Annotated in this window: 17 protein-coding genes and 1 pseudogene; 9 read left to right on the top strand and 9 right to left on the bottom strand. The window is 64.3% G+C overall.

Annotated elements, in window-relative coordinates; all coding sequences use genetic code 11:
• Window positions 1-128: 128 nt before the first annotated feature.
• From Q0747_RS13445 to Q0747_RS13435, 3 genes are all read left to right on the top strand, one after another.
• Window positions 129-953: an alpha/beta fold hydrolase gene (locus tag Q0747_RS13445; RefSeq protein WP_298255485.1), complete on the top strand. Its 825-nt coding sequence runs from the start codon at window positions 129-131 to the stop codon at window positions 951-953.
• Window positions 950-2,698 carry a bifunctional diguanylate cyclase/phosphodiesterase gene (locus tag Q0747_RS13440; protein ID WP_298255483.1) on the top strand — a complete coding sequence of 583 codons (1,749 nt, stop codon included), beginning with the start codon at window positions 950-952 and terminating at the stop codon, window positions 2,696-2,698. Before Q0747_RS13445 ends, Q0747_RS13440 begins: the two co-directional genes overlap by 4 nt.
• A gap of 401 nt (window positions 2,699-3,099) precedes the next feature.
• Window positions 3,100-3,306, top strand: coding sequence for a hypothetical protein (locus tag Q0747_RS13435; protein WP_298255481.1), 207 nt, complete (start codon window positions 3,100-3,102; stop codon window positions 3,304-3,306).
• 118 nt (window positions 3,307-3,424) lie between these two features.
• On the opposite strand, the gene Q0747_RS13430 is transcribed toward Q0747_RS13435, so the two are convergent.
• Entirely contained in the window at window positions 3,425-4,342 is a 918-nt protein-coding gene (locus tag Q0747_RS13430) for a GAF and ANTAR domain-containing protein (RefSeq protein WP_298255479.1), read from the bottom strand.
• A gap of 148 nt (window positions 4,343-4,490) precedes the next feature.
• Between Q0747_RS13430 and Q0747_RS13915 the strand changes: the two genes are divergently transcribed.
• On the top strand, window positions 4,491-4,718 hold the full coding sequence (locus Q0747_RS13915; RefSeq protein WP_367277726.1) for an amidohydrolase family protein: 228 nt from the start codon (window positions 4,491-4,493) through the stop codon (window positions 4,716-4,718).
• Window positions 4,719-4,743: 25 nt separating this feature from the next.
• Here the strand turns inward: Q0747_RS13915 and Q0747_RS13425 are convergent, their stop codons facing one another.
• The 3 genes from Q0747_RS13425 to Q0747_RS13415 all read right to left on the bottom strand — a co-directional run bounded on the left by Q0747_RS13425 (window position 4,744) and on the right by Q0747_RS13415 (window position 7,756).
• Window positions 4,744-5,100, bottom strand: coding sequence for a PepSY domain-containing protein (locus Q0747_RS13425; protein WP_298255477.1), 357 nt, complete (start codon window positions 5,098-5,100; stop codon window positions 4,744-4,746).
• Window positions 5,101-5,579: 479 nt separating this feature from the next.
• Window positions 5,580-6,272 carry a response regulator transcription factor gene (locus tag Q0747_RS13420; RefSeq protein WP_298255475.1) on the bottom strand — a complete coding sequence of 231 codons (693 nt, stop codon included), beginning with the start codon at window positions 6,270-6,272 and terminating at the stop codon, window positions 5,580-5,582.
• Window positions 6,269-7,756, bottom strand: coding sequence for a cell wall metabolism sensor histidine kinase WalK (locus Q0747_RS13415; RefSeq protein ID WP_298255473.1), 1,488 nt, complete (start codon window positions 7,754-7,756; stop codon window positions 6,269-6,271). Before Q0747_RS13415 ends, Q0747_RS13420 begins: the two co-directional genes overlap by 4 nt.
• A 698-nt stretch (window positions 7,757-8,454) precedes the next feature.
• On the opposite strand from Q0747_RS13415, the gene Q0747_RS13410 reads away from it, so the two are divergent.
• From Q0747_RS13410 to Q0747_RS13400, 3 genes are read left to right on the top strand one after another with little or no spacing between them, the layout of a single operon-like run.
• Window positions 8,455-9,522: a phosphotransferase gene (locus Q0747_RS13410; RefSeq protein WP_298255471.1), complete on the top strand. Its 1,068-nt coding sequence runs from the start codon at window positions 8,455-8,457 to the stop codon at window positions 9,520-9,522.
• Window positions 9,519-11,588: a hypothetical protein gene (locus Q0747_RS13405; RefSeq protein ID WP_298255469.1), complete on the top strand. Its 2,070-nt coding sequence runs from the start codon at window positions 9,519-9,521 to the stop codon at window positions 11,586-11,588. Before Q0747_RS13410 ends, Q0747_RS13405 begins: the two co-directional genes overlap by 4 nt.
• Window positions 11,589-11,648: 60 nt before the next feature.
• Complete coding sequence (locus Q0747_RS13400; protein WP_298255467.1) at window positions 11,649-13,421, top strand: ABC transporter ATP-binding protein; 1,773 nt, start codon at window positions 11,649-11,651, stop codon at window positions 13,419-13,421.
• A 161-nt stretch (window positions 13,422-13,582) separates the two neighbouring features.
• Here the strand turns inward: Q0747_RS13400 and Q0747_RS13395 are convergent, their stop codons facing one another.
• Window positions 13,583-13,942, bottom strand: a complete 360-nt coding sequence (locus Q0747_RS13395; protein ID WP_298255465.1) for a PepSY domain-containing protein — start codon at window positions 13,940-13,942, stop codon at window positions 13,583-13,585.
• A gap of 403 nt (window positions 13,943-14,345) precedes the next feature.
• Window positions 14,346-15,401: an IS481 family transposase gene (locus Q0747_RS13390; RefSeq protein ID WP_298255463.1), complete on the bottom strand. Its 1,056-nt coding sequence runs from the start codon at window positions 15,399-15,401 to the stop codon at window positions 14,346-14,348.
• A 435-nt stretch (window positions 15,402-15,836) separates the two neighbouring features.
• On the opposite strand from Q0747_RS13390, the pseudogene ppk2 reads away from it, so the two are divergent.
• Window positions 15,837-16,643, top strand: a pseudogene (gene ppk2, locus Q0747_RS13385) (polyphosphate kinase 2); the annotation flags it as partial.
• A 164-nt stretch (window positions 16,644-16,807) separates the two neighbouring features.
• Here the strand turns inward: ppk2 and Q0747_RS13380 are convergent.
• Window positions 16,808-17,818 (bottom strand): TerC family protein, encoded by a 1,011-nt coding sequence (locus Q0747_RS13380; RefSeq protein ID WP_298255499.1) that lies wholly within the window; start codon window positions 17,816-17,818, stop codon window positions 16,808-16,810.
• Window positions 17,819-18,023: 205 nt separating this feature from the next.
• Between Q0747_RS13380 and Q0747_RS13375 the strand changes: the two genes are divergently transcribed.
• Window positions 18,024-18,239, top strand: coding sequence for a hypothetical protein (locus Q0747_RS13375; protein ID WP_298255461.1), 216 nt, complete (start codon window positions 18,024-18,026; stop codon window positions 18,237-18,239).
• Between the two features lie 151 nt (window positions 18,240-18,390).
• On the opposite strand, the gene Q0747_RS13370 is transcribed toward Q0747_RS13375, so the two are convergent.
• Together Q0747_RS13370 and Q0747_RS13365 are read right to left on the bottom strand one after the other, a co-directional pair.
• A complete protein-coding gene (locus Q0747_RS13370) occupies window positions 18,391-18,981 on the bottom strand; it encodes a hypothetical protein (protein ID WP_298255459.1) in 591 nt (196 codons plus the stop codon).
• A gap of 131 nt (window positions 18,982-19,112) precedes the next feature.
• Window positions 19,113-19,685 (bottom strand): recombinase family protein, encoded by a 573-nt coding sequence (locus Q0747_RS13365; protein WP_298255457.1) that lies wholly within the window; start codon window positions 19,683-19,685, stop codon window positions 19,113-19,115.
• Window positions 19,686-19,775: the final 90 nt, after the last annotated feature.

Raw genomic sequence — 19,775 nt, 5'->3', positions numbered from 1 at the left:
TATTACCTCAGGTTTTTCTCTGGCTGCCCGGTATCCGGCCTTAGCCGGTTCGGGGGTGGTTGATACTGGGGCTTGGGGCGCCATGATCGTGTGGGCCGGTTTCTCTATCTCAGGAAGCGAAGTGAGCTGTGCGCGCTGTCACTTCTTCTGTTCTTGATCAACACCATGTCACGATCAGTGGCCAGCCTGATGGGCCAGTGATGTTGTTCGCTCATGGGTTTGGGTGCGATCAGGGCATGTGGCGTCGGATCATCCCGTTCTTCGAGGACCGGTTCCAGGTGGTGTTGTTCGATCACATGGGGTCAGGGCGCTCGGACCTGGCTCAGTACGATCCGGAGAAGTACTCGAATCTCGACGGGTATGTCACGGACGTGCTTGCTTTATGCGAGGAGCTCGTTCTCCGCGATGTCGTTCTGGTCGCACACAGCGTTGCGACGATGATCGCCATCAAGGCCGCGATCAGAACTCCGGGCGTGTTTAGCCGGTTGGTCCTGGTCGCACCGTCTCCGTCGTACATTAACGATCCCGTCGATGACTACGTGGGCGGTTTCACTCGAGAAGATATCGATGGGCTCCTGGAGTCCCTCGACAGCAACTATTTCGCGTGGTCAGCGGCCCTGGCACCGACCATCATGGGGAACCCTGACGCGCCGGAGCTCACTGAAGAGCTCGAGACGAGTTTCTGCCGGACCAACCCGGATACCGCGCGCACTTTCGCCCGTGTCAGTTTCCTCTCCGACATTCGCTCGGACCTGCAGCAGGTCAGCGTTCCAACGCTGATCCTGCAGTGCTCCCAGGACATGCTCGCCCCCCTTGAGGTCGGCAGGTACCTCAAGGACCGATTGACGGGAAGCACACTGGTCGAACTCGACGCGACCGGTCACGTACCCCAGGCCAGCGCACCGGATGAGACAGCACACGCGATTCGGCGATACCTGATCCCGGCTTCGTGAGCCAGGAGGGGCATTACGAGCAGCTCTACCACCAGGCGCCCTGTGGGTACTTGCTCACCGACGAGAACTGGACGATCACGGCCGCCAACGACACTTTCCTGGCCTGGGCCGGGTACCGCAGCGACGACGTTCTTGGCACCGCCCTACCGCAGCTGATGCCCATGGGCGATCGTCTTCTGCACTGGACCAGCAGTATCTCCCAACTCCAGCTCACCGGCACCGTGTCCGAGGTGTCCCTGGAAATCATCGACGCGCAAGGACAGCGCAGAGCGGCCCTGCTCACCGCCGTGAGAGCGCACCGCCTGGACGGCGTCGTGGAGCTGAGGATCATCATCTTCAGCGCCCATGAACGCCGTCAACACGAGCTCGAGCTCGTGAGAGCGCTCAGGCGGGCCGAGGAATCCGAAGCCCGCAGCACCCGGGCTGAAGCTGGACTGCAACATCTGGCACTGCATGACTCCCTCACCGGCCTACCCAACCGGGCCGGCCTGGCCTCCATCTTCGACAGGGAACTGACCGAGCTAGGCCCCGGGGTGAGGATCGCGGTTTTGTTCGTGGACCTCGATCACTTCAAAGCAGTCAATGACAGTCTCGGCCACAACGCAGGAGATGAGCTCCTGCGAATCGTCGGGCAACGACTGTCCTCCTCGGTGCGCACCACCGGCACGGTAGCCCGCCTTGCAGGGGATGAATTCATCGCCCTCGAACACGTCGAGGACCTCGCCGGGGCGACGACGCTGGCCGAGAGGCTACTTGAAGCAATCCATACCCCGATGATCATCGAGGGCCTGGAAATCCTGTGTTCAGCCAGTATCGGGATAGCGCTCACCGACCAGGACTGCAGCGAACCAGCCCAACTACTGCGCCGAGCCGACATCGCCATGTACCGGGCGAAGGCCAACGGCCGGAACTCCTGGAACGTACACGATCCGTCCGAGACCGACCCAGCCATCAACCGGATGCGTCTGCTCGGCGAACTGCGCCACGGCATCGAAACCAAGCAGCTACGCGTGCACTACCAACCCCGCATGGACATGAGCACCGGTACCATCAACAGTGTCGAAGCCCTGGTGCGCTGGGAACACCCCACCCGCGGCCTCCTCCAACCCGTCGACTTCATCGACCTAGCCGAAGAGTCCGGGCTCATCCGCGACCTCGGCACATGGGTCCTGCAAGAAGCGATACGCCAAGGCACCCACTGGGCCCAGACCTCACCGGGGTCAGAACCCCTCGGGATCGCCGTGAACCTCTCCACCCGCCAACTCCTCGACCCGCACCTCCTCGACACTGTCGCCACCGCGCTAGAACGATACGACTTCACCCCCGGCCTCCTGACCCTGGAAATCACCGAGACAGCGCTCATGGAGAACCCGGCAACAGCCTTGAAAGTCCTCACCGCCCTCAAATCACTAGGGGTAGGGCTGGCCATCGACGACTTCGGAACAGGCTACGCAAGCCTGACCTACCTCAAAGACTTCCCCATCGACGAACTCAAAATCGACCGGTCCTTCGTCAGCGGCCTCGGCAGCAACGACGGCGACAACGCGATCGTTCAAAGCTGCATCCAACTAGCCCACGCCGTAGGAATCAGAGCCGTCGCCGAAGGCGTCGAAACCGGCCACCAACGCACCACCCTCCTCACCCTGGGCTGCGACCTTGCCCAGGGCTACCACTACAGCAAACCACTCACACCAGAACACATCACCACCTGGATCACCCCCACCAGAGCATCACCAACGTCATGACACAGAACAGCCGGATACCCGCTCGGGTGTGTTGTCGCGCCTGTCCGCGGGGGAGCAGACGACGAGATGGATCACGTGATACTTGCTGAAGTCAATCATTTTAGTGGTGTCCTGGTGCATGGCGTGTTTGATCAACTCTGGGCCGATCCGTGCTCAACTGGTAAGTGGGCTTACTATCCGGTCAAGGAGCGGCTGAGTGGATGAGCTCCCTTGGTGCCCAGGTCGCACCAGGTCATCCGAAGCGGCCTGGGCGCCATCGCCGCCACACCTCATGCTCGACATGAGATGGCGTACCCGATCAGCTGACCGGTCTCGGGTAATTCACCGGCCTTCACCGGCTCACTGTGTAGGGGCCGTCACCTGGGCTCTGCAGTGACAGCGAAGGTCCAGGAAGGAACGGGGTGCTGGTGTTCGGGACGATCGTTTACGGGGATCTTGAGGTCGGGACCTTCACTATCCGCCCCGCCCGTGGGGGCCCGAACGTCATCGTGCGCGTGCCCGCCTCCCACGACCTGGCGGTAGGCGATGTTGTCACCTACCGGGTTCAGAACACCGGCCATAACCGCATCATCATCATCGAAACCAGGCACGGCACCACAAGCCCCTGATCCCCCACCCCTTGATTCGTCCTTCTCAGCGTGCGGGTTCTCCCGCCCAGATACCGACGGTGGCTGGTGAGGATGGTCGTAACTGGGAGGGCGGTCTCGGTACCCGGCCCGGCTGTGCTCAGCGGTGTCCTGGCTGGCTGCTGCGTGGGTCACTGAAGTGGGTGGTGACCGGCTCAGCTGTGACCGAGTCGATGATCGTTCTCGCCAGATCGGCTACCGGGATGGTGCGTGCGCTGCTGGCCGCCTCCAGGATCGCTGTCGCTGCTTCGACCGAACACCTGTTCTGACTCATGATGATCCCGGTCGCCAGGTTAATGAGCGTCCCAGAACCCAACGCACCCTTCAATTCACTCGTCGTCTCATCCAGGTGGGCGATCCGCACAGCGATCCGCACCGTCCGGGAGATCTCCGCCGCGAGGCTCTTCGCGTCTCTGATGTCCGCCACCGTGAAGGACCAGGCGGTGTCGCAGTAGAGATTGATCGCGCAGCCGGTTCGTCCCTCCTCGTCGATGCCCAACCCCACCGGTACCGCCAGGAGCGAATGCAACCCATGAGAGGCGATCACCGCCCGATACTCGGGCCACCGCTGTCCTTCAGCTTCGGCATCGAGGACGTGATTGATCCGTTTGTGTCGTGCGGCGTCCATACACGGACCGTCATCGAAGGCGTACTGCACCTCGTCCAACGCCCTAGCACGGTCGCTGCTACTGGCGACCGTGGTCTTCACCCCCGGCCGAAGCAACGTCACCCCGCACAACACCTCCCGCTCAGGGGTCGAAAGACGATCAGCGATCAACTCAGCGAGAGAGCCTAGGAACACATGCAGCGGACCGCTTTCAAGAACCAGATCCTGGACCTGCCCGGCAAGCTCGACCCCGACACCCACCCGGGCAGCCACACCCCCAGGCCCGCCACCGACCACCAGTTCCGCAATCCCCGCTCCAGCCTCCGGCACCAGGTCAGCGGTCACCGGGCCGGCGCCCATCACAGCCTCGGAGTCCATGACCACCGGGCCAGTCGGGGGATCAAGAACCATAGGACTACCTCCGTGAGAACAGACCACCACCGACCACACCCAAGGAATCCAAAAGCGACCCAGCGACACCGCACCCGCCCAGAACCGGACGACACGCACACACTACAACCAGCCAAGAGAACTGCTTAAGAACTAACCAGAAGAGTCAATCAAATCTGCAGCAGTCCCCATCCCCGTCGAAGCCGCACTACGCGCAGTCACCCTCGACGCCGCATGGCAGTGCCGCTCCGATGACATCACCGGCTCAATCGAGGTCGGCACATTCGCTGATCTCGTACTGCTGGAGGACGACCCGAGGACCGTCGATCCGAGCACCATCTCGACCATCGCCGTGTCAGAAACACGACTGGCAGGACAGACCCGCTACTCCCGATAGGATTCCGACGATCATCGTAGGAGAGCTAGCCGGCGTCTGGGCCGACGTCGAGAATGTCACCGGAGGCGGCGTCGACGAGAACCGTTGTACCGCTGTCGCCGCCGAACTCGATCTGCCAGACCACGGTGCCGGAGTCATCGGTATCGATTTCCAGGGAACTCAGATCGCCCTGTCCTTTAGCCTCTTCAGCGGCGGTCGCTATGGCATCAGAGACAGTGATCTCCGCGGACCGGAGTTTTTCGATGTCATCAGGGGTCGCGTCCTCGTCGTTGGCCACAATACTGGAGCCGTCCTGGGAGATCGAAAGGTTGAACTGCCGATCATCTGCAGTAGCAACCTTTACGGACCAGACTCTCTGGCCGCGCTCGGTCTCATCCTCCACATCGAATACCTCACCTCCCCGCACCCCCGACTCCGCCGTGGTGATAGCCGCCAGAACCGCGCTTGTCTGCCCATTCACTGCACTGGCCGATACTGTGGAAGACGGCGTCGATGACGGTGAGGAAGCCGGTGTGGAAGCAGCCCCCGGGGATTCCTTCATGCTCGCAGAAGGTGTTTGGCTCATGGTGGTTGTACTTGCCGGTTGGGTCGCAGTGGCAGCGCTCGAGGGAGCTTCGCTGGAGGAAGCCTCACCTCCGGTGCTTCCTCCACCGCTACACCCGATCATGGAGCCAACCAGGACCAGGGAAGCACCCGACAACGCCAGGTACCGGACTACCGGCTTACGTGTACCACTACCGACTACCGCCATGATGCTCCTCCTGGATCGTCCTTTGAGATCACGCTAACACCGCGCACCAGCGACGATAGAGCGAGGCTTCATCATTGCTGTGGTGCTCGATGCTGGAGGTGCACGGTGCTTCAGTCCTCGGCCGCGGTGCGGGGAAGTGAGTGCAGCCGGTATCCCATGCCGCGCAGGGTTTCGATGCGGGAGGTACCGAGTTTTTTGCGTAGGTAGCGCACGTAGACCTCGACGACATTGGAGCCCGGGTCGAAGTCCAGGCCCCACACCCGGCTGAGCAGTTGTTCGCGGGTCAGGACCTGGTCAACGTGGCGGAAGAAGACGCCGGCGAGGGCGAACTCGCGGGCTGTGAGTTCCACCTCCGGCGCCTGGCCTTCGATCGAAATTCTCCGGGTGCGTAGATCCAGGGTCATGTCTCCGACGCGCAGCATCGTCGGTTCAGGGTCGTGTCCGGGCGCTCTGAGCCTGAGCCGGACTCGGGCGAGCAGCTCGTCGAAGCCGAAGGGCTTGCGTATGTAGTCGTCGGCGCCGCTCTCGAGGCCGGTGACGGTGTCGGCGACGCTGTCCCGGGCGGTCAGGACGACGACGGGTAAGTCGATCTTCTCGGCGCGCAGTAGTCGCAGCACGGCTAGTCCGTCGATGATCGGCAGTCCGAGGTCGAGCACCATCAGGTCGAATGCCCCAGTTCGGGCGTACTGGTAGGCAGAATCCCCATCAGCGACTACGGTGACGACGAATCCGTTGCGGTTCAAGCCGTTCGCGATGAACGATGCGATACGTGGTTCGTCCTCGGCGATCAGGATGCGATTCACGGGCGCGCCTCTGCCAGATCAGTGGCGGCGTAGGAGGACCTTGGATGCGGGATGGCGTTGCGGGTGAGTGGTAGATCGAGGGTGAAGGCCGCACCCTTCCCCGGGGTGCTCTCCAGCAGTACCTGACCGCCATGGGCGCGGGCGATCGAAGCAACGATGGCCAGGCCGAGGCCGGCCCCGTCGCTGCGGCGGCTTTGATCACCGCGGTGTCCGGCGCGGGTGAATCGTTCGAAGATCCTTGCCCTGTCCTCGGGGGCGATACCTGTACCGGTATCGGCGACGCTGATCCGGAGCCGATCGGCAACGGTCCGGACGCCGATCGAGATTTCCTGACCTGGCTCCGTGTGGCGTACCGCGTTGGCGGCCAACTGCATCAGCGCCTGAGTCAGGCGTTGGCCGTCGGCGAGCACCGTCCGGTCGGTAACCTCGGAGAGAGTCCAGTATCTGTTGCCGAGCGCACTGACCTTCGTCAGGACCTCCATCACCAGATCGGTGACGTCGATCTGGTGCAGATTCAGGAAATCGGGGCGTTCGGCCTTGGCCAGCAGCATCAGATCGTCGACCAGGCGATTCATCCGCTGGAGTTCGTCCAGCACAAGGGTGAGGGTCCGTGCTCGTTCTACAGGATCATCGCCGATGAGCTCGAGGTGACCTCGGATCACGGTGATCGGGGTCCGCAGCTCGTGGCTGGCGTCGTCCAGGAAGGCCCGTTGGCCGTTGAACGCGTCCTGGAGGCGGGCCAGCATCCGGTTGAAGGTGTGGGCGAGTGCGGCGACGTCGTCGTTCCCGCTCACGCTGATCCGCTGGTCGAGGTCGGACTCGTGGACGGTGTCAGCGGTCAGTCGAAGCGCGCGGATGGGTGCCAGTACCCGGCCTGCGATGAGCCAACTGGCCATACCCGAGAGGGCCAGTGCCGCTACGCTGACCACGGCCAACACCTGCACGGTCGAACCGACCTGTTCCGCGGCCGGTGCTGTGAATTCGGCCACGACCAGAGCACCACTGTCCGGATCACCTGCGATCCGGACCGGGAAGACCGCGTAACGCACCGGGCCGGCGGCGCTGGTCAGCGTCCCGGAGGTCGGTCGGACGATAGCGGCGGCGCGAGCGACGAACGTCGGGTCGGTGTCGAGTCGCGTCGGCGGTTCGGAGCGGGCTCGGTGTGCGGGCTGGCCGTCGACGAGGCTGAACAGTGTTTCATCGGTGTTGGGCACGGCTTCGGCGAGATAACCGGCAAGCAGAGCACGGACATCCTGGTAGGGCTCACCCGTGGCGGGATCCACCGCCCGCGCTGCGTAGTCGCGTAGCTTGTCGCCCTCGTGGACCAGTTCCTGGTCTACTTCTGCCTCTGTCCGCTCGGTCAGCACACGAGCAGCGATGACGAGCTCCGCTACCAATGCCAGGGTCACCAGGAGCATCATCCAGCCGATGATGCGGGTCCGGGCGCTCAGCCCCCCGGCACCGGATCGGGTGCGTGCCGCCATGGCGGTCAGCTGTCCGTGTCGTCGTCGAGAAGGTCAGTGCTGTCGTCGAGAAGGTCCGTGCTGTCCTGGGTACCACCATCGATATCACTGTCGTTATCACTGTGGTCCTCGAAGCCGTCGTCATCATCGTCTCCTGCTGCGGGCGCAGGCAGTACGGGCACCCTGATGGCTTCGCTCGGTGGTGCAGGTGCTGCCGGAGGCGCGGGTAGTGGATCAGGTGGGGCGGTGGTGGCGGGCGCCGTGGGTGGTCCGGGTACCGGAGTCGGTGAGGTGGCGGGTGCAGGTGCGGGTGATGACCTTGGGGTCGAGGGGTTGCCGGTCGCAGTCGGTGTTCCGGCCAAGGGGGATGCCGCAGCCGGAGCGGGTTGATCACCAGCGGGATCGACCACGACGACGCTGCCGAGATCCACCGGTGGGTGCTCGAACATGGTCCCGCCGAGCACCCAGGCAGCAGCGAGCAGGAACGGCGCACCGAGTAGGGCAGCGATCCGAGGGGCAGTCATGGAGTGGAGCCTTCCGCTTGGATCCGACGCGGGTTGAGCCGGTCGTTAAGAGCATCCTAGGTGCAAGATCACCGCCGCTGTCGTTCCGACAGAGCACCATGAGAGATCTCTCATGGGCAACCAAGGTCGGGCTCATCGGCGCCATAGAGGCTTATCAGTGATGAATTCCTGACTACCGTAGGAGTACCTCCACAGATGACGGCCCGGACCCAGCACCAGCCTCTGCAGCCCGAGAATCTGGTGACATCGACTGAATCCGACCGGTGTATAGCTGTGCGCGCAAGTGCGGGGCCTGCGTTGTGGGCTCGTGGTGTCCTGGCCGAGGCCGCCCCAACCCTGGTCGGGGAGCTCACCGGGCTGCGGGTGCTGCGCGAAGGGCCCAAGCGGTTGGCCGTGCTCGAGCTGAGTCACGGCCGGGAGGTGGTGCTCAAGCAGTACTCCGATGACCGGGGGGCGTGGACCAGGCGATGGTTGCAGCGTCTGGTCGAGGCAGGTTTCACCCCTCCGGCGCGATTCGCGGTGACGCCGCCTCGGGGATGGTCCGGCACGCACCGTACGCTGGTCACCGATCTGGCCCTCGGCCGGGCCTGGGCCGGCAGCCTGCTGCATGCGGTGGCGGATCGTGACGCTGCCGCGATCGCCGCCGCCGATTGGGTGAGCGAGTTGCAGTCAGTGTCCGTCGCGCTGCCGGACCGCACCGGGTACCGGGCGGGCGATGAGCTGTGCCGCCAAAGCCGCTTGCTTGCGGAGTCCTACCCTGGTCATGCTGCGCGCCTGCTTCGGATCGCCGATTCCATCGAGCGCCGCCTCTACAGCGCTGCGTACCGACCCGGTCCCGACCTGGTGGCCTCCCATGGCGACCTGCACCCGGACAATCTGTATCTGGCGGACGGCGGACAGAATGCGGTCACTGCCATCGATGTCGACACCGCCGGGTTGCGCCGGCCGTCCTACGACGTGGGCTATGCCCTGGCCCACCTGCTGATCTTCTCGTGGATGCGTGCCGGCTCGTTCGCCGGCGGCGCCGGAGCAGGTCTGGCGTTCTGGCAGCGGTGGACCGCGGGCCGAGGTGCGGACGCGGACGCGGTTCCGGCCGAGGTCGCCCGCGCACTGGTGCAGAGCCTGCACCACGAGCTGATCACCTACCGCACGGGCTGTACTGGCCTGCTCGATCGTTGGCTCGACGTCGCCGAAGCGGTGCTCGTTGGCGGTATCACCGCCACTTTCGAAGCCCTCGCCACCGAACAGGAGGTCACGCCGTGACTGCTGCACCGATCGCTTTCGTTCACCACGCGAATCAGTTCGTCATTACCGACGGGTACGCGGACCGGGATGGGATCAGCGTCACCGCTGCCGGGTACGACGCGGTGCTCTCGCTGCATGTCGAACTCGGTGTACCGGCCGCGCTGCACATCTCCGGCCCCATCCTGGAGGCCATCGCCTGGCACCGGCCCGCCCTCCTGGTCCGGCTGCGCCGGCACCTGGCCAGCGGCCTGATCACCCTGATCGGCGGCACCTACGGTGAGAACGTGATGCCGTTGTCCTCCCCGCAGCACAACCGGCGACAGCTGCGCGCCTTCCACGACTTGGTCGAGGACCTGCTCGAGGTACCCCGCGAGAAGCTCAAGACAGCGTGGGTGCCCGAGCGCGTGTGGGCCACCGAAACGTGCGCACCACCCCTGCTGGACGCCGACGCCCCCGGGGTCGGCTACCAGCGGGTGCTGCTCGACGACCGTCTGGCACACCCGCTTCGCGAAGGCCGCTACCCGGGCAGTGCCCGGGAGGCTTTCGATGCCGCTGGCCCGTACCGGTGGCACGAGGACGGGTTCCCTGCCAGCGTCGGCGGCCGGCTGCACGCCGGGTCCCTTGCGCCCTACCGGATCGCCGACGGCGATGGGTTGGTAGGCGTCCCGATCGCATCCCATCTGCGGTATCTGGTGCCGCCGCACGACCCGGACCACCTGGGGCTGCTCAGTGAGCTCGCCGACGACGCGAGCCGTGCCGCCGAGGGATCCGTCCTGGTGTTCGCCGACGACCTGGAGCGGGTCGCGGGCGTCGCCGGGTGGGAACAGGGGTTGGAACGGTACGCGAGGTTCCTGCGCTGGCTGAGCCGCAGCGACGTGCTGCAGCCCGTCGCGCTCGATGACTGGTGCGACCAGGTTGACCCCGCGCTGGAGATCCCGGTGGATTCCGGTACCTACTACGAGCTGGCCCATCAGCACGGTGCTGGGGAGGACTACAGTCGGTGGGCCGGCGATCCGCGGTGGCGTCCCTATGCTGAGCGCCTCGACCGGGTCGAGACCGCACTTGAGCAGGCCGAGGCCGACGGCGCCGATACCGGGTTGTGCGCGCTGGCCGAACGGCTGGTGCTCCTGGGTCGCCACGAGACCGCCTGGCAGGACCCCGACCCCGACGGGGGGCGCGCTCCGGCGCCGTGGGTGCGAGCCACCGCCGCCCACGCGGCGGATGCGCTGCCCGTGCTCGCCGCAGCGCGGTGGGCCGCCGATCCCGCCACGCACGGATTGCGGATCCTGTTCACCGACGTGGACGAAGACGGCGACGACGAGGTCATCATCAGCAGCGACCGGCTGTTCGCCGTGCTCTCACCCCGCCACGGTGGTCGCCTCAGCCTGCTGGTGCACCGGGGTTCCGACCCGGACCCAGCCCCCGACAGCGCCAGGCGCGGCACGGTCGTGGTCGGCAATGCCGCTGACCACTGGAACTTCCAGACCCAGCTGCACCAGCACATGCAGACGCCGCCGAACCACCCGGGTGCGCTGTCCGTTCTCGGGACAGAGACCCACCGGCACGAGGTCGGTCGCGTCGAGCTCGACGCCGACGGCGCAGTCATCGAGCTGATCGACGTCGAACCCGGGCCGGACAGGGGCCTGACCAAGCAGGTGCTGCTGACAGCGGACGGTAATGCGCTGGTGGTGTGCGTGCGACGACCTGTGCTGCCCGGAGAACTGCGGACCACTGTTGCGCTGAGCCCGGACTACACGCGCCTGCTGAACGCGGGGCGACACGCCATGAACCCCGTTCAGGGTCGTACGTGGTGGGGGGCAGCCACCGAAACCATCGATGCGTGGGTCGCGCACGACCCCGACGAGTGCACGGCCCAGCTGATCGCCACCAGCCCGGCCACCGGGCACGCCCTCGTCGGTGCCGTCGACGGATGCGGGCGGCACCAGCACCTGGTTCTGGGGACGGGGCCGGTCGACGACGACACCGGCCCGGCGCTGATCACCGCCGCCCACAGCCGGCTGCACCCGGCGGCGCAGCCCGCGCCGGCACATCGACCGACCGCCGTCATGCTGGGAACCAAATGACGGCGGCTGTGAAGGACATCCGACGACCAAACCAGCTCGACCCAGAGGACGAGGAAGCCCGTGTTTGAGATCTTGCGGCGTTTCGGCCCGACCATGCGACCCTACCGGCGCCGTATGCTGCTCGGCGGCGCCCTGGTGCTGATCGTGGCGGCTCTCGAGCTGGCGTTGCCGTGGCCGCTGAAGATCGTAGTGGATGACGTCCTGGCGCAGCGCGCTCCGGAGGGCCTGCTGGGAGACATCCTGGGACCCCTCGCGGATTCACCGACTGCTGTCCTGACCGTCTGCGCGCTGTCCCTGGTAGCGCTGGCCGCCCTTGCCGCGCTGGGTACCTATTTATCGTCGCGGCTGCTGCTCGCGGTCGGTGAGCGCATCGTGACCGACCTACGTGCGGAGATCTTCGCGCATCTACAGCGCCTGTCCCTGGCGTTCCACGACAGGCAGCGGGTCGGTGACCTCGCGACCCGGCTCGGAGGCGACGTCAACGCCATCCAGGCGCTACTGGTCGCCGTGTTCGCCACGCTGCTGCCCAACCTGGCCCTGCTGGTCGGGATCGTCGTCGTCGCAGTCGTGATCGAACCGGTCTTCGCCGTCCTGCTGCTCTGTGTCGCACCGGCGCTCTACGGCGTCGTCCGGCACTACCGCGGTGCCATCCGGCAAGCCTCGCGGGACGCCCGCACCCACGAAGGACACGTGTCCAGTCACGTCACCGAGACCCTCTCCACGATCCGCCTGGTGCAGTCCTTCGCGGCGGAGCGCCGGGGACTCAAACGGTTCCACACCTACTCCCAGGCCCGGTTGCACGCCGGACTGCGCCAGGTCGACCTCCTGTCCCGCCTGCCCGCCGCCGTCGAGCTCATCGCCCAGGCCGGGCGCGCAGCAGTCCTGTTCGTCGGCGCAGTCCTCGTCCTCCGCGGCGAACTGAGCCTGGGAGTCCTGCTCGTGCTGCTGGCCTACCTGCAGCAGGTGTACGGGCCGATGAAAGCTCTCGCCCGATTGTCCTCCACGATCAGCAAGGCCCAGGCCGGCGCCGAACGGGTCGAGGAGGTGCTGAGCTCCACCGTCGTGGTGGATGAGCGCGCCGACGCGGTGGAAGCCGGGCCCTTTCGTGGCGATATCGAGCTGCGCGACGTCTCCTTCGGCTACGAACCGGACCATCCCATCCTGCATGACGTGTCCCTGCACGCGTCTCCGGGGCAGGTCGTGGCGTTGGCCGGTACGACCGGCGCCGGCAAGTCCACGATCGCCAGCCTCATCCCACGTCTCTACGACGCCACGTCGGGGCAGGTGCTCCTGGATGGCCAGGACGTCCGCGAGTTGACACTTGACTCGGTGCGCAGCCAGGTCGCGGTGGTGTTGCAGGACCCGTTGATGATCTCGGGGTCCGTCCTAGAGAACATCGCCTACGGTGCACCGGACGCCAGCCGCGACGATCTGTTCGCAGCTGCTCAGGCTGCCTACGTCGACGAATTCGTCGACCGCCTCCCCGCCGGATACGACACCCGCATCGCCGAACACGGCGTGTCCCTCTCCGGCGGGCAGCGCCAACGCATCGCGATCGCTCGGGCGCTGGCCGCCGACACGCCCATCGTGGTGCTCGACGAACCCACCAGCGGGCTGGACTCGATCAGCGAGTCCTACGTGATGCGAGGTCTGGCCCGGCTCACCGCCGGCCGCACGGTCCTCGTCGTCGCCCACCGCCTCTCGACCCTGCGCGATGCGGACAAGGTATACGTCATAGAAAACGGTCGAGTAGTCGATACCGGCACCCACACAGAGCTCTCCGCCAAAGCAGGCAACTACCGCGACATGAACGACATTCTCAGCGCACCATAACCACGTAGCCGTACCACTCGAACATGGGGATCGACTGAAATCAACGATGGACCACGGGCCACCCTGGGATTCCTCACACCACGAGAAGTCTCACCAAACTACTCACCGACAACGTTGCTTCCACCGGTTGACACCAAGATCGCCAGAGCATTGGAGGAGAACTAGCCGACGTCTGGGCCGACGTCGACAATGTCACCCGAGGCGGCGTCGACGAGAACCGTTGTACCGCTGTCGCCGCCGAACTCGATCTGCCAGACCACGGCATCGGAGTCATCGGTATCGATTTCCAAGGAACTCAGATCGCCCTGTCCTTTAGCCTCTTCAGCGGCGGTCGCTATGGCATCAGAGACAGTGATCTCCGCGGACCGGAGCTTTTCGATGTCATCATCAGGAGTCGCGTCCTCGTCGTTGGCCACAATACTGGAGCCGTCCTGGGAGATCGAAAGGTTGAACTGCCGATCATCTGCAGTAGCAACCTTCACGGACCAGACTCTCTGGCCGCGCTCGGTCTCATCCTCCACATCGAATACCTCACCTCCCCGCACCCCCGACTCCGCCGTGGTGATAGCCGCCAGAACCGCGCTTGTCTGCCCATTCACTGCACTGGCCGATACTGTGGAAGACGGCGTCGATGACGGTGAGGAAGCCGGTGTGGAAGCAGCCCCCGGGGATTCCTTCATGCTCGCAGAAGGTGTTTGGCTCATGGTGGTTGTACTTGCCGGTTGGGTCGCAGTGGCAGCGCTCGAGGGAGCTTCGCTGGAGGAAGCCTCGCCTCCGGTGCCCCCTCCATCACTGCACCCGATCATGGAGCCAACCAGGACCAGGGAAGCACCCGATAACGCCAGGTACCGAACTACCGGCTTTCGTGTACCACTACCGACTACCGCCATGATGCTCCTTCTGGATCGTCTTTTGACGATCACGCTAGCTGTTCTGTGTCATGACGTTGGTGATGGTCTGGTGGAGGCGTGAGGCTGGGGGTTGGTCACCGATTGCAGTATGTGCTCGATGGTAGTTGTAGTGGATGTTCCAGATGGTGATGGCGTCGGCGCGCTGAGTTTCTGAGATCCATTCGCGGGCGTAGAGAAGCTCTTCGGCGAGGGTCCGGTTGTAGCGCTCCACCTTGCCGTTGTGCTTCGGGGTGTGGGGTCGGATGCGTTGGTGGCGGGCCGCGGTGGACACGATGGTCCGGGTGAAGTTCCTCGCCCGGTAGTTGGACCCGTTGTCGGTCACGACACGAGTGATGCGGTGGATGCCGTGGGCAGCGAAGAAGACCCTGGCACGAGACCAGAACCCGATCGTGGTCGCCGCGGTCTCGTTGGGCAGGGCCTCGGTGTAGGCCAGGCGGGAGAAGCCGTCCACGGCCGAGTGCAAGTACACGTACCCGGCCCGGCCGCCGGTCGTCTTCCCTTCGGTCCTGGCGGCAGCTTTAGCTGCGGTTCTGGCTGTGGTTTTGGCACGGTCGGCGGCTTTGGCGGCCGCGGAGCCGCGTCCGTGGGCCCGCCAGCCCCCACCATCGGGTATCCGTCCGACTTTCTTCACATCCAGATGGACCATGTGCCCGGCATACCGGGCCACGATCTTGGTGCTGGTGCGGTTACTGGCACCGGTGGGGTCGATGTCCCGCCGACGGGAGATCCCGAGCCTGCGCAACCAGCGGGCCACGGTCACCGAGGAGATCCGGTGACCGTCCCGGACGAGCTCGAGGTGGATCTGCCGTGCCGTCCATTTGTGCTCCCGACGTAGGACCTCGATCCGGTCCACCACCGTCTTGGGGGTTTGGGTGGGGCTGGTGTGGGGTGCGCTGGGCCGGTCGACCAGCCCAGCCTCACCAAGTACCTGGTACCGGTGCACCCACTTCGTCACCGTCTGGCGTGCCACCCCTGCTTCCGCGGCGACGTGGGCGATCGGGCGGTGCTGGCAGCGCTCGACCAGGCGCAGTCTTCCAGCAGGGGTCAACGGGGCATTAGCGTGGGTCATGAGGGGTAGGTCCTTCGTGCGAATGGCTTGTAGAGGTACTTCCATCCTGCAACCAGGGACCTACCCCTTCTTCACACCAACACACCCACCCGTGTCACTAACCTCATGACCCACAACAGCTAGCACCGCGCACCCAGCGACAATAGAACTTTCAGCAGCCCCCTGGTACCGAAACACTCTTGAACAACTAGGAGATCCTTCATGGCAGAACCCGATTCTTTCCCGCCGCCTCGTCTCGACCAGTCTGCTACGGAGCGGGACCCGCGAGCTCGTGACGATTCCGGCGATGGTGCTGGTACGACTCCCCCGTCTGAAACGGTTGGGTCTGTTCCGGATCGTGGCGAGGACGCGGCTCCGATGCCTGGAACCAGGGTGGAAGTTCCGGCAGGCTCATCCGAGGACGGGCCGAAGGAGTCTGTTTTCTTACCTCATCCTGAGGATGAGACGTGGCGTCAGGATCACCCGTACGAGACGTTGATGACAGAGCGGGAGTACCAGAGGGCTAAGCGCGTGTTGCAGATCGAGTTGTTGAAGATGCAGTCCTGGGTGAAAAAGACGGAGAAGAAAATCGCCGTGTTGTTCGAAGGACGTGATGCCGCCGGGAAAGGCGGAACGATCAAGCGATTCACCGAGAACCTCAACCCGCGCGGAGCCCGGGTCGTTGCCCTGGATAAGCCTTCCGAGCGCGAATCCACCCAGTGGTACTTCCAGCGCTACATCTCCGTCCTGCCCAGCGGCGGCGAGATCGTCTTGTTCGACCGCTCCTGGTACAACCGGGCCGGTGTGGAACGAGTCATGGGTTTCTGCACGCCCTCCCAGTATCTCGAGTTCATGCGTCAAGCCCCCGAACTCGAACGGATGCTGGTACGCAGTGACATGCATCTGATCAAATTCTGGTTCTCGGTCTCCCACGACGAACAACGCCGCCGCTTCGCTCAACGCCATACCGACCCCGTCAGACGGTGGAAACTCAGTCCCATGGACTTACAGTCCCTCGATAAATGGCAGGACTACACGGCCGCGAAGGAAGCCATGTTCTTCTACACCGACACCGCCGACGCGCCGTGGACGATCATCAAAAGCAACGACAAGAAACGCGCCCGCCTCGAAGCGATCCGGTACGTCCTGTTCACCATCGACTACGCGGACAAGGACTCCGCCGCCGTCGGGACCCCCGACCCGCTGATCGTCGGCATCGGGCCCTCAGCGCACATGTACGAAGCCGACGAAATACCTACCTAGCCCATCTCGAACCCACCTAGCGGTCCTACCACCCCTGAGGAATCTCGTCCTGGGCCGAGGACCCACCTCCGAGCGGGTAAACCTCATCACCGCGTGGTGCCCACCTGGCGACACTAATCTTCCTGCGTCTTCTGCTGCCTCGACCCCACCAGCCCTGACGCCTTCTAGCTGGCCCTGTCCTGGTGAGTGAGTGTGTCGTCGGCTTCGATCCCGGTCTTGGTCTTGGTCTTGAGCAGACTCGCCGCTGTGGCGACGGCGATGGTGGCACCGATGAAGAGCAGCGAGAACCAGATGGGGATCTCGGGCACCCAGAGCAGTGGCTCACCGCCGTTGATGAAGGACAGCTCGTTGACGTGCAGGGCGTGGAAGACGAGTTTGATACCGATGAACCCCAAGATGACAGCGAGTCCCTGGGCCAGGTAGACCAGGCGTTCGAGCAGTCCGCCGATCAGGAAGTACAGCTGGCGCAGGCCCATGAGGGCGAAGGCATTGGCCGTGAAGACGATGTACGCCTCGTTGGTGAGGCCGTAGATCGCGGGAATGGAGTCGACGGCGAAGATCAGGTCCACGAAGCCGATCGCGATGATGGTCAGCAGCATCGGCGTGACGTAGCGTGTTCCGCCCTTCCGCACGGTGAGTCTGTCCTCGTGGTACTCGTCGGTGACGGGCAGGACGCGTCGGACCAGGCGCATGAACCTGCCGTCGGCCGGATTGGAGTCGTGGCCGCCGAAGGCCTGCCTGTAGGCGAGGACCAGCAGCAGGGCGCCGAAGATGTAGAAGATCCAGGAGAAGTTCTCGATCAGACCGGCGCCGATGGCGATGAAACCCCCGCGGAGCACGAGGGCGATGATGATGCCGATCATCAGCACCTTCTGCTGGTACTTCTTCGGCACTGCGAAGCCCGTGATCACGATGAGGAAGACGAACAGGTTGTCGATCGAGAGGGCCTTCTCGGTCAGGTAGCCGGCGAAGTACTCACCGCCGAACCTCCAGCCGGAGACGACGCCGATCCCGACGCCGAAGACCAGGGCGAGCCCGATGTAGAAAGCGGACCAACGGGCTGATTCGCCGATGGTCGGCTCATGGGGTGTGCGCACGTGCGCGAAGAACTCGTAGACGAAGAAAACGATCGTCACGATGATGGTGATCAACCAGATGGTGGGGCTGACCTGCATGAGGTACTCCAAGGGGTAGGCGTCGGACATAGGCGCCAAGGTCTCCTCCGCCCGGACGGAACCGGAACCGATGACCCGGAATGCTTCAGCGCATCCGTAATGACGGGTCGATCGCAGACGGGAGTACTCCCCTTGATACGACAATGCTAACGCACTGCCCCGCCCGGGTTTGATGGCTCTTGACCGTCAGAACGGGCATGAAGTCATGGCATCGAATCAGGGGAGCCGGGAGGTCGACGGCACGTCATCACTTCCCAGAAGAGAAAACTGCAACGGTGCGGAGGATGGGCTGCGTGAGTTCGTGCAGGAGAACCAGGAGCTGCGGCGGTCGAACGAAATCCTGCGGCGCACCTCGAGTTTCGTCCCGCACGATACTTCCTACCGCCCTGGAACCAAGAGCATCGTGAGCATCAGGATCTGATGCGTGGGAAAAATCACGGCAGGATTTGTGGCGTGGGGATGTACACCGTGCTCGGGGTGAGATTTACTAGGTATAGCTCCCCTCCTGCTGGGAGGGTTGAGAAGTAGAGGCCAGGACCCCCGTGTTTAGCGGGACCTGGCCTTCGCGCTGTCTAGAACTCGATGTCGATCCGGTGGACCGCGCCGTTGTACAGCTCAAGCCACGTGTCGTTACCGTTCGCTTCGGCATCGCCCATGGCACCCAGCATCTGATCCGGGATCCACAGCATCGGTTCGCTGGAGGGCTGTGCGATGTCGACCCGCAGACTTGCTGGCATCGCCTGCCGACCACGCAGCCGGTCTACCAGTTTCATGTCCCGACTGTTCAGCGACGGCGTGCGGTGCTCAAGGACGACCCGGGACACTTCCATCTCGCCTAGCTCCCACAGCAGGCGCTCCATGCACTTAGCTCGGGCCTTCTCCTGCTTCTTCAGATCCAGCGGCGTGCCTATCACCACCAAGTGAGCAACATCTAGACCACAGACCAACCCAGTGACCTGTTTCTTCGCGCGGTCCTCCATGTCAGTCCAGTGAAGCTTCCTCGCACCCTTGGGCAGGACGGCGCGCAGCTCGTCTCGCGTCGGTTCGCACTCGGCGGGATCGGCGACCACGGCCCCGAGAAGGTACATGCCTTGGTCTTTGGTGGCTCCACGCATACTCTCGTCCACCCACGCATGGAGTTGAAAGCTGTCGGAATCTGGCACCCGTGAATCATCCCAGACCAAAAGAACAGGCGCAGGTCGAAACTGCCGAAGGCTTAGTCCAGCCGGATGTCACTAATTCCAGGCCGCTCCCGGCGCGACATACACCAGATACAGGGTGGGTCCTCACCACATCAGGGCATCTCCGTCACTCCTAGACTGAGATACCTGTACACCGTCGCCCGGCTGGCCCCGATGATCTTCCCTATATCCGTCGGCGCAAGGCCCTGGGCTTTCAGATCCCGGGCACGCCGGACCTTCACGTCTTCGGCGGTAACCTCGCGCCGGCCGGCCTTTCGTCCATACTCAGCCGCTACGGCCATACCGGCCCGGGTGCGCTCGGCGAGTTGATCGCGCTCGAGCTGAGCGAAAGCTGACATCACCGTCAACATCGCCCGCCCCATCGGACCGGTCGTGCTGATCCCCTCAGTGACACTTCGAAAGTGCACACCACGCCGCTCGAGGTCATCGATCAGAGCCAGCAGGTTCCTCGTGTTACGCCCCAGCCGATCCAGCTTCCACACCACCACCTCGTCCCCTTCCCGGAGATGGTCGAGGAGCTTGTCCAGCTCAGGCCGGCTCGCCCTCGTCCCACTCACCCCGTGGTCAGTGAAGATCCTCGTGCAGCCGGCGGCGGTCAGCGCCGCGTGCTGCAGATCCGCGTTCTGCTCCACCGTACTGACCCGCGCATACCCGACACTTCCCACTGACACTCCCCTACTAGGGCGTGTCTCCTAATAGCGTGGGGCGGTGTGCGGGACGATATCTGAGTGTCACGTGATGCTGTTCTAACCGAC

This window comes from uncultured Arthrobacter sp. (genome assembly GCF_947493765.1).
Taxonomy (GTDB): Bacteria; Actinomycetota; Actinomycetes; order Actinomycetales; family Micrococcaceae; genus Arthrobacter_D.
The sequence above is the reverse complement of the archived record's forward strand: the minus strand, read 5'-3'. Positions and strand labels throughout refer to the sequence as shown.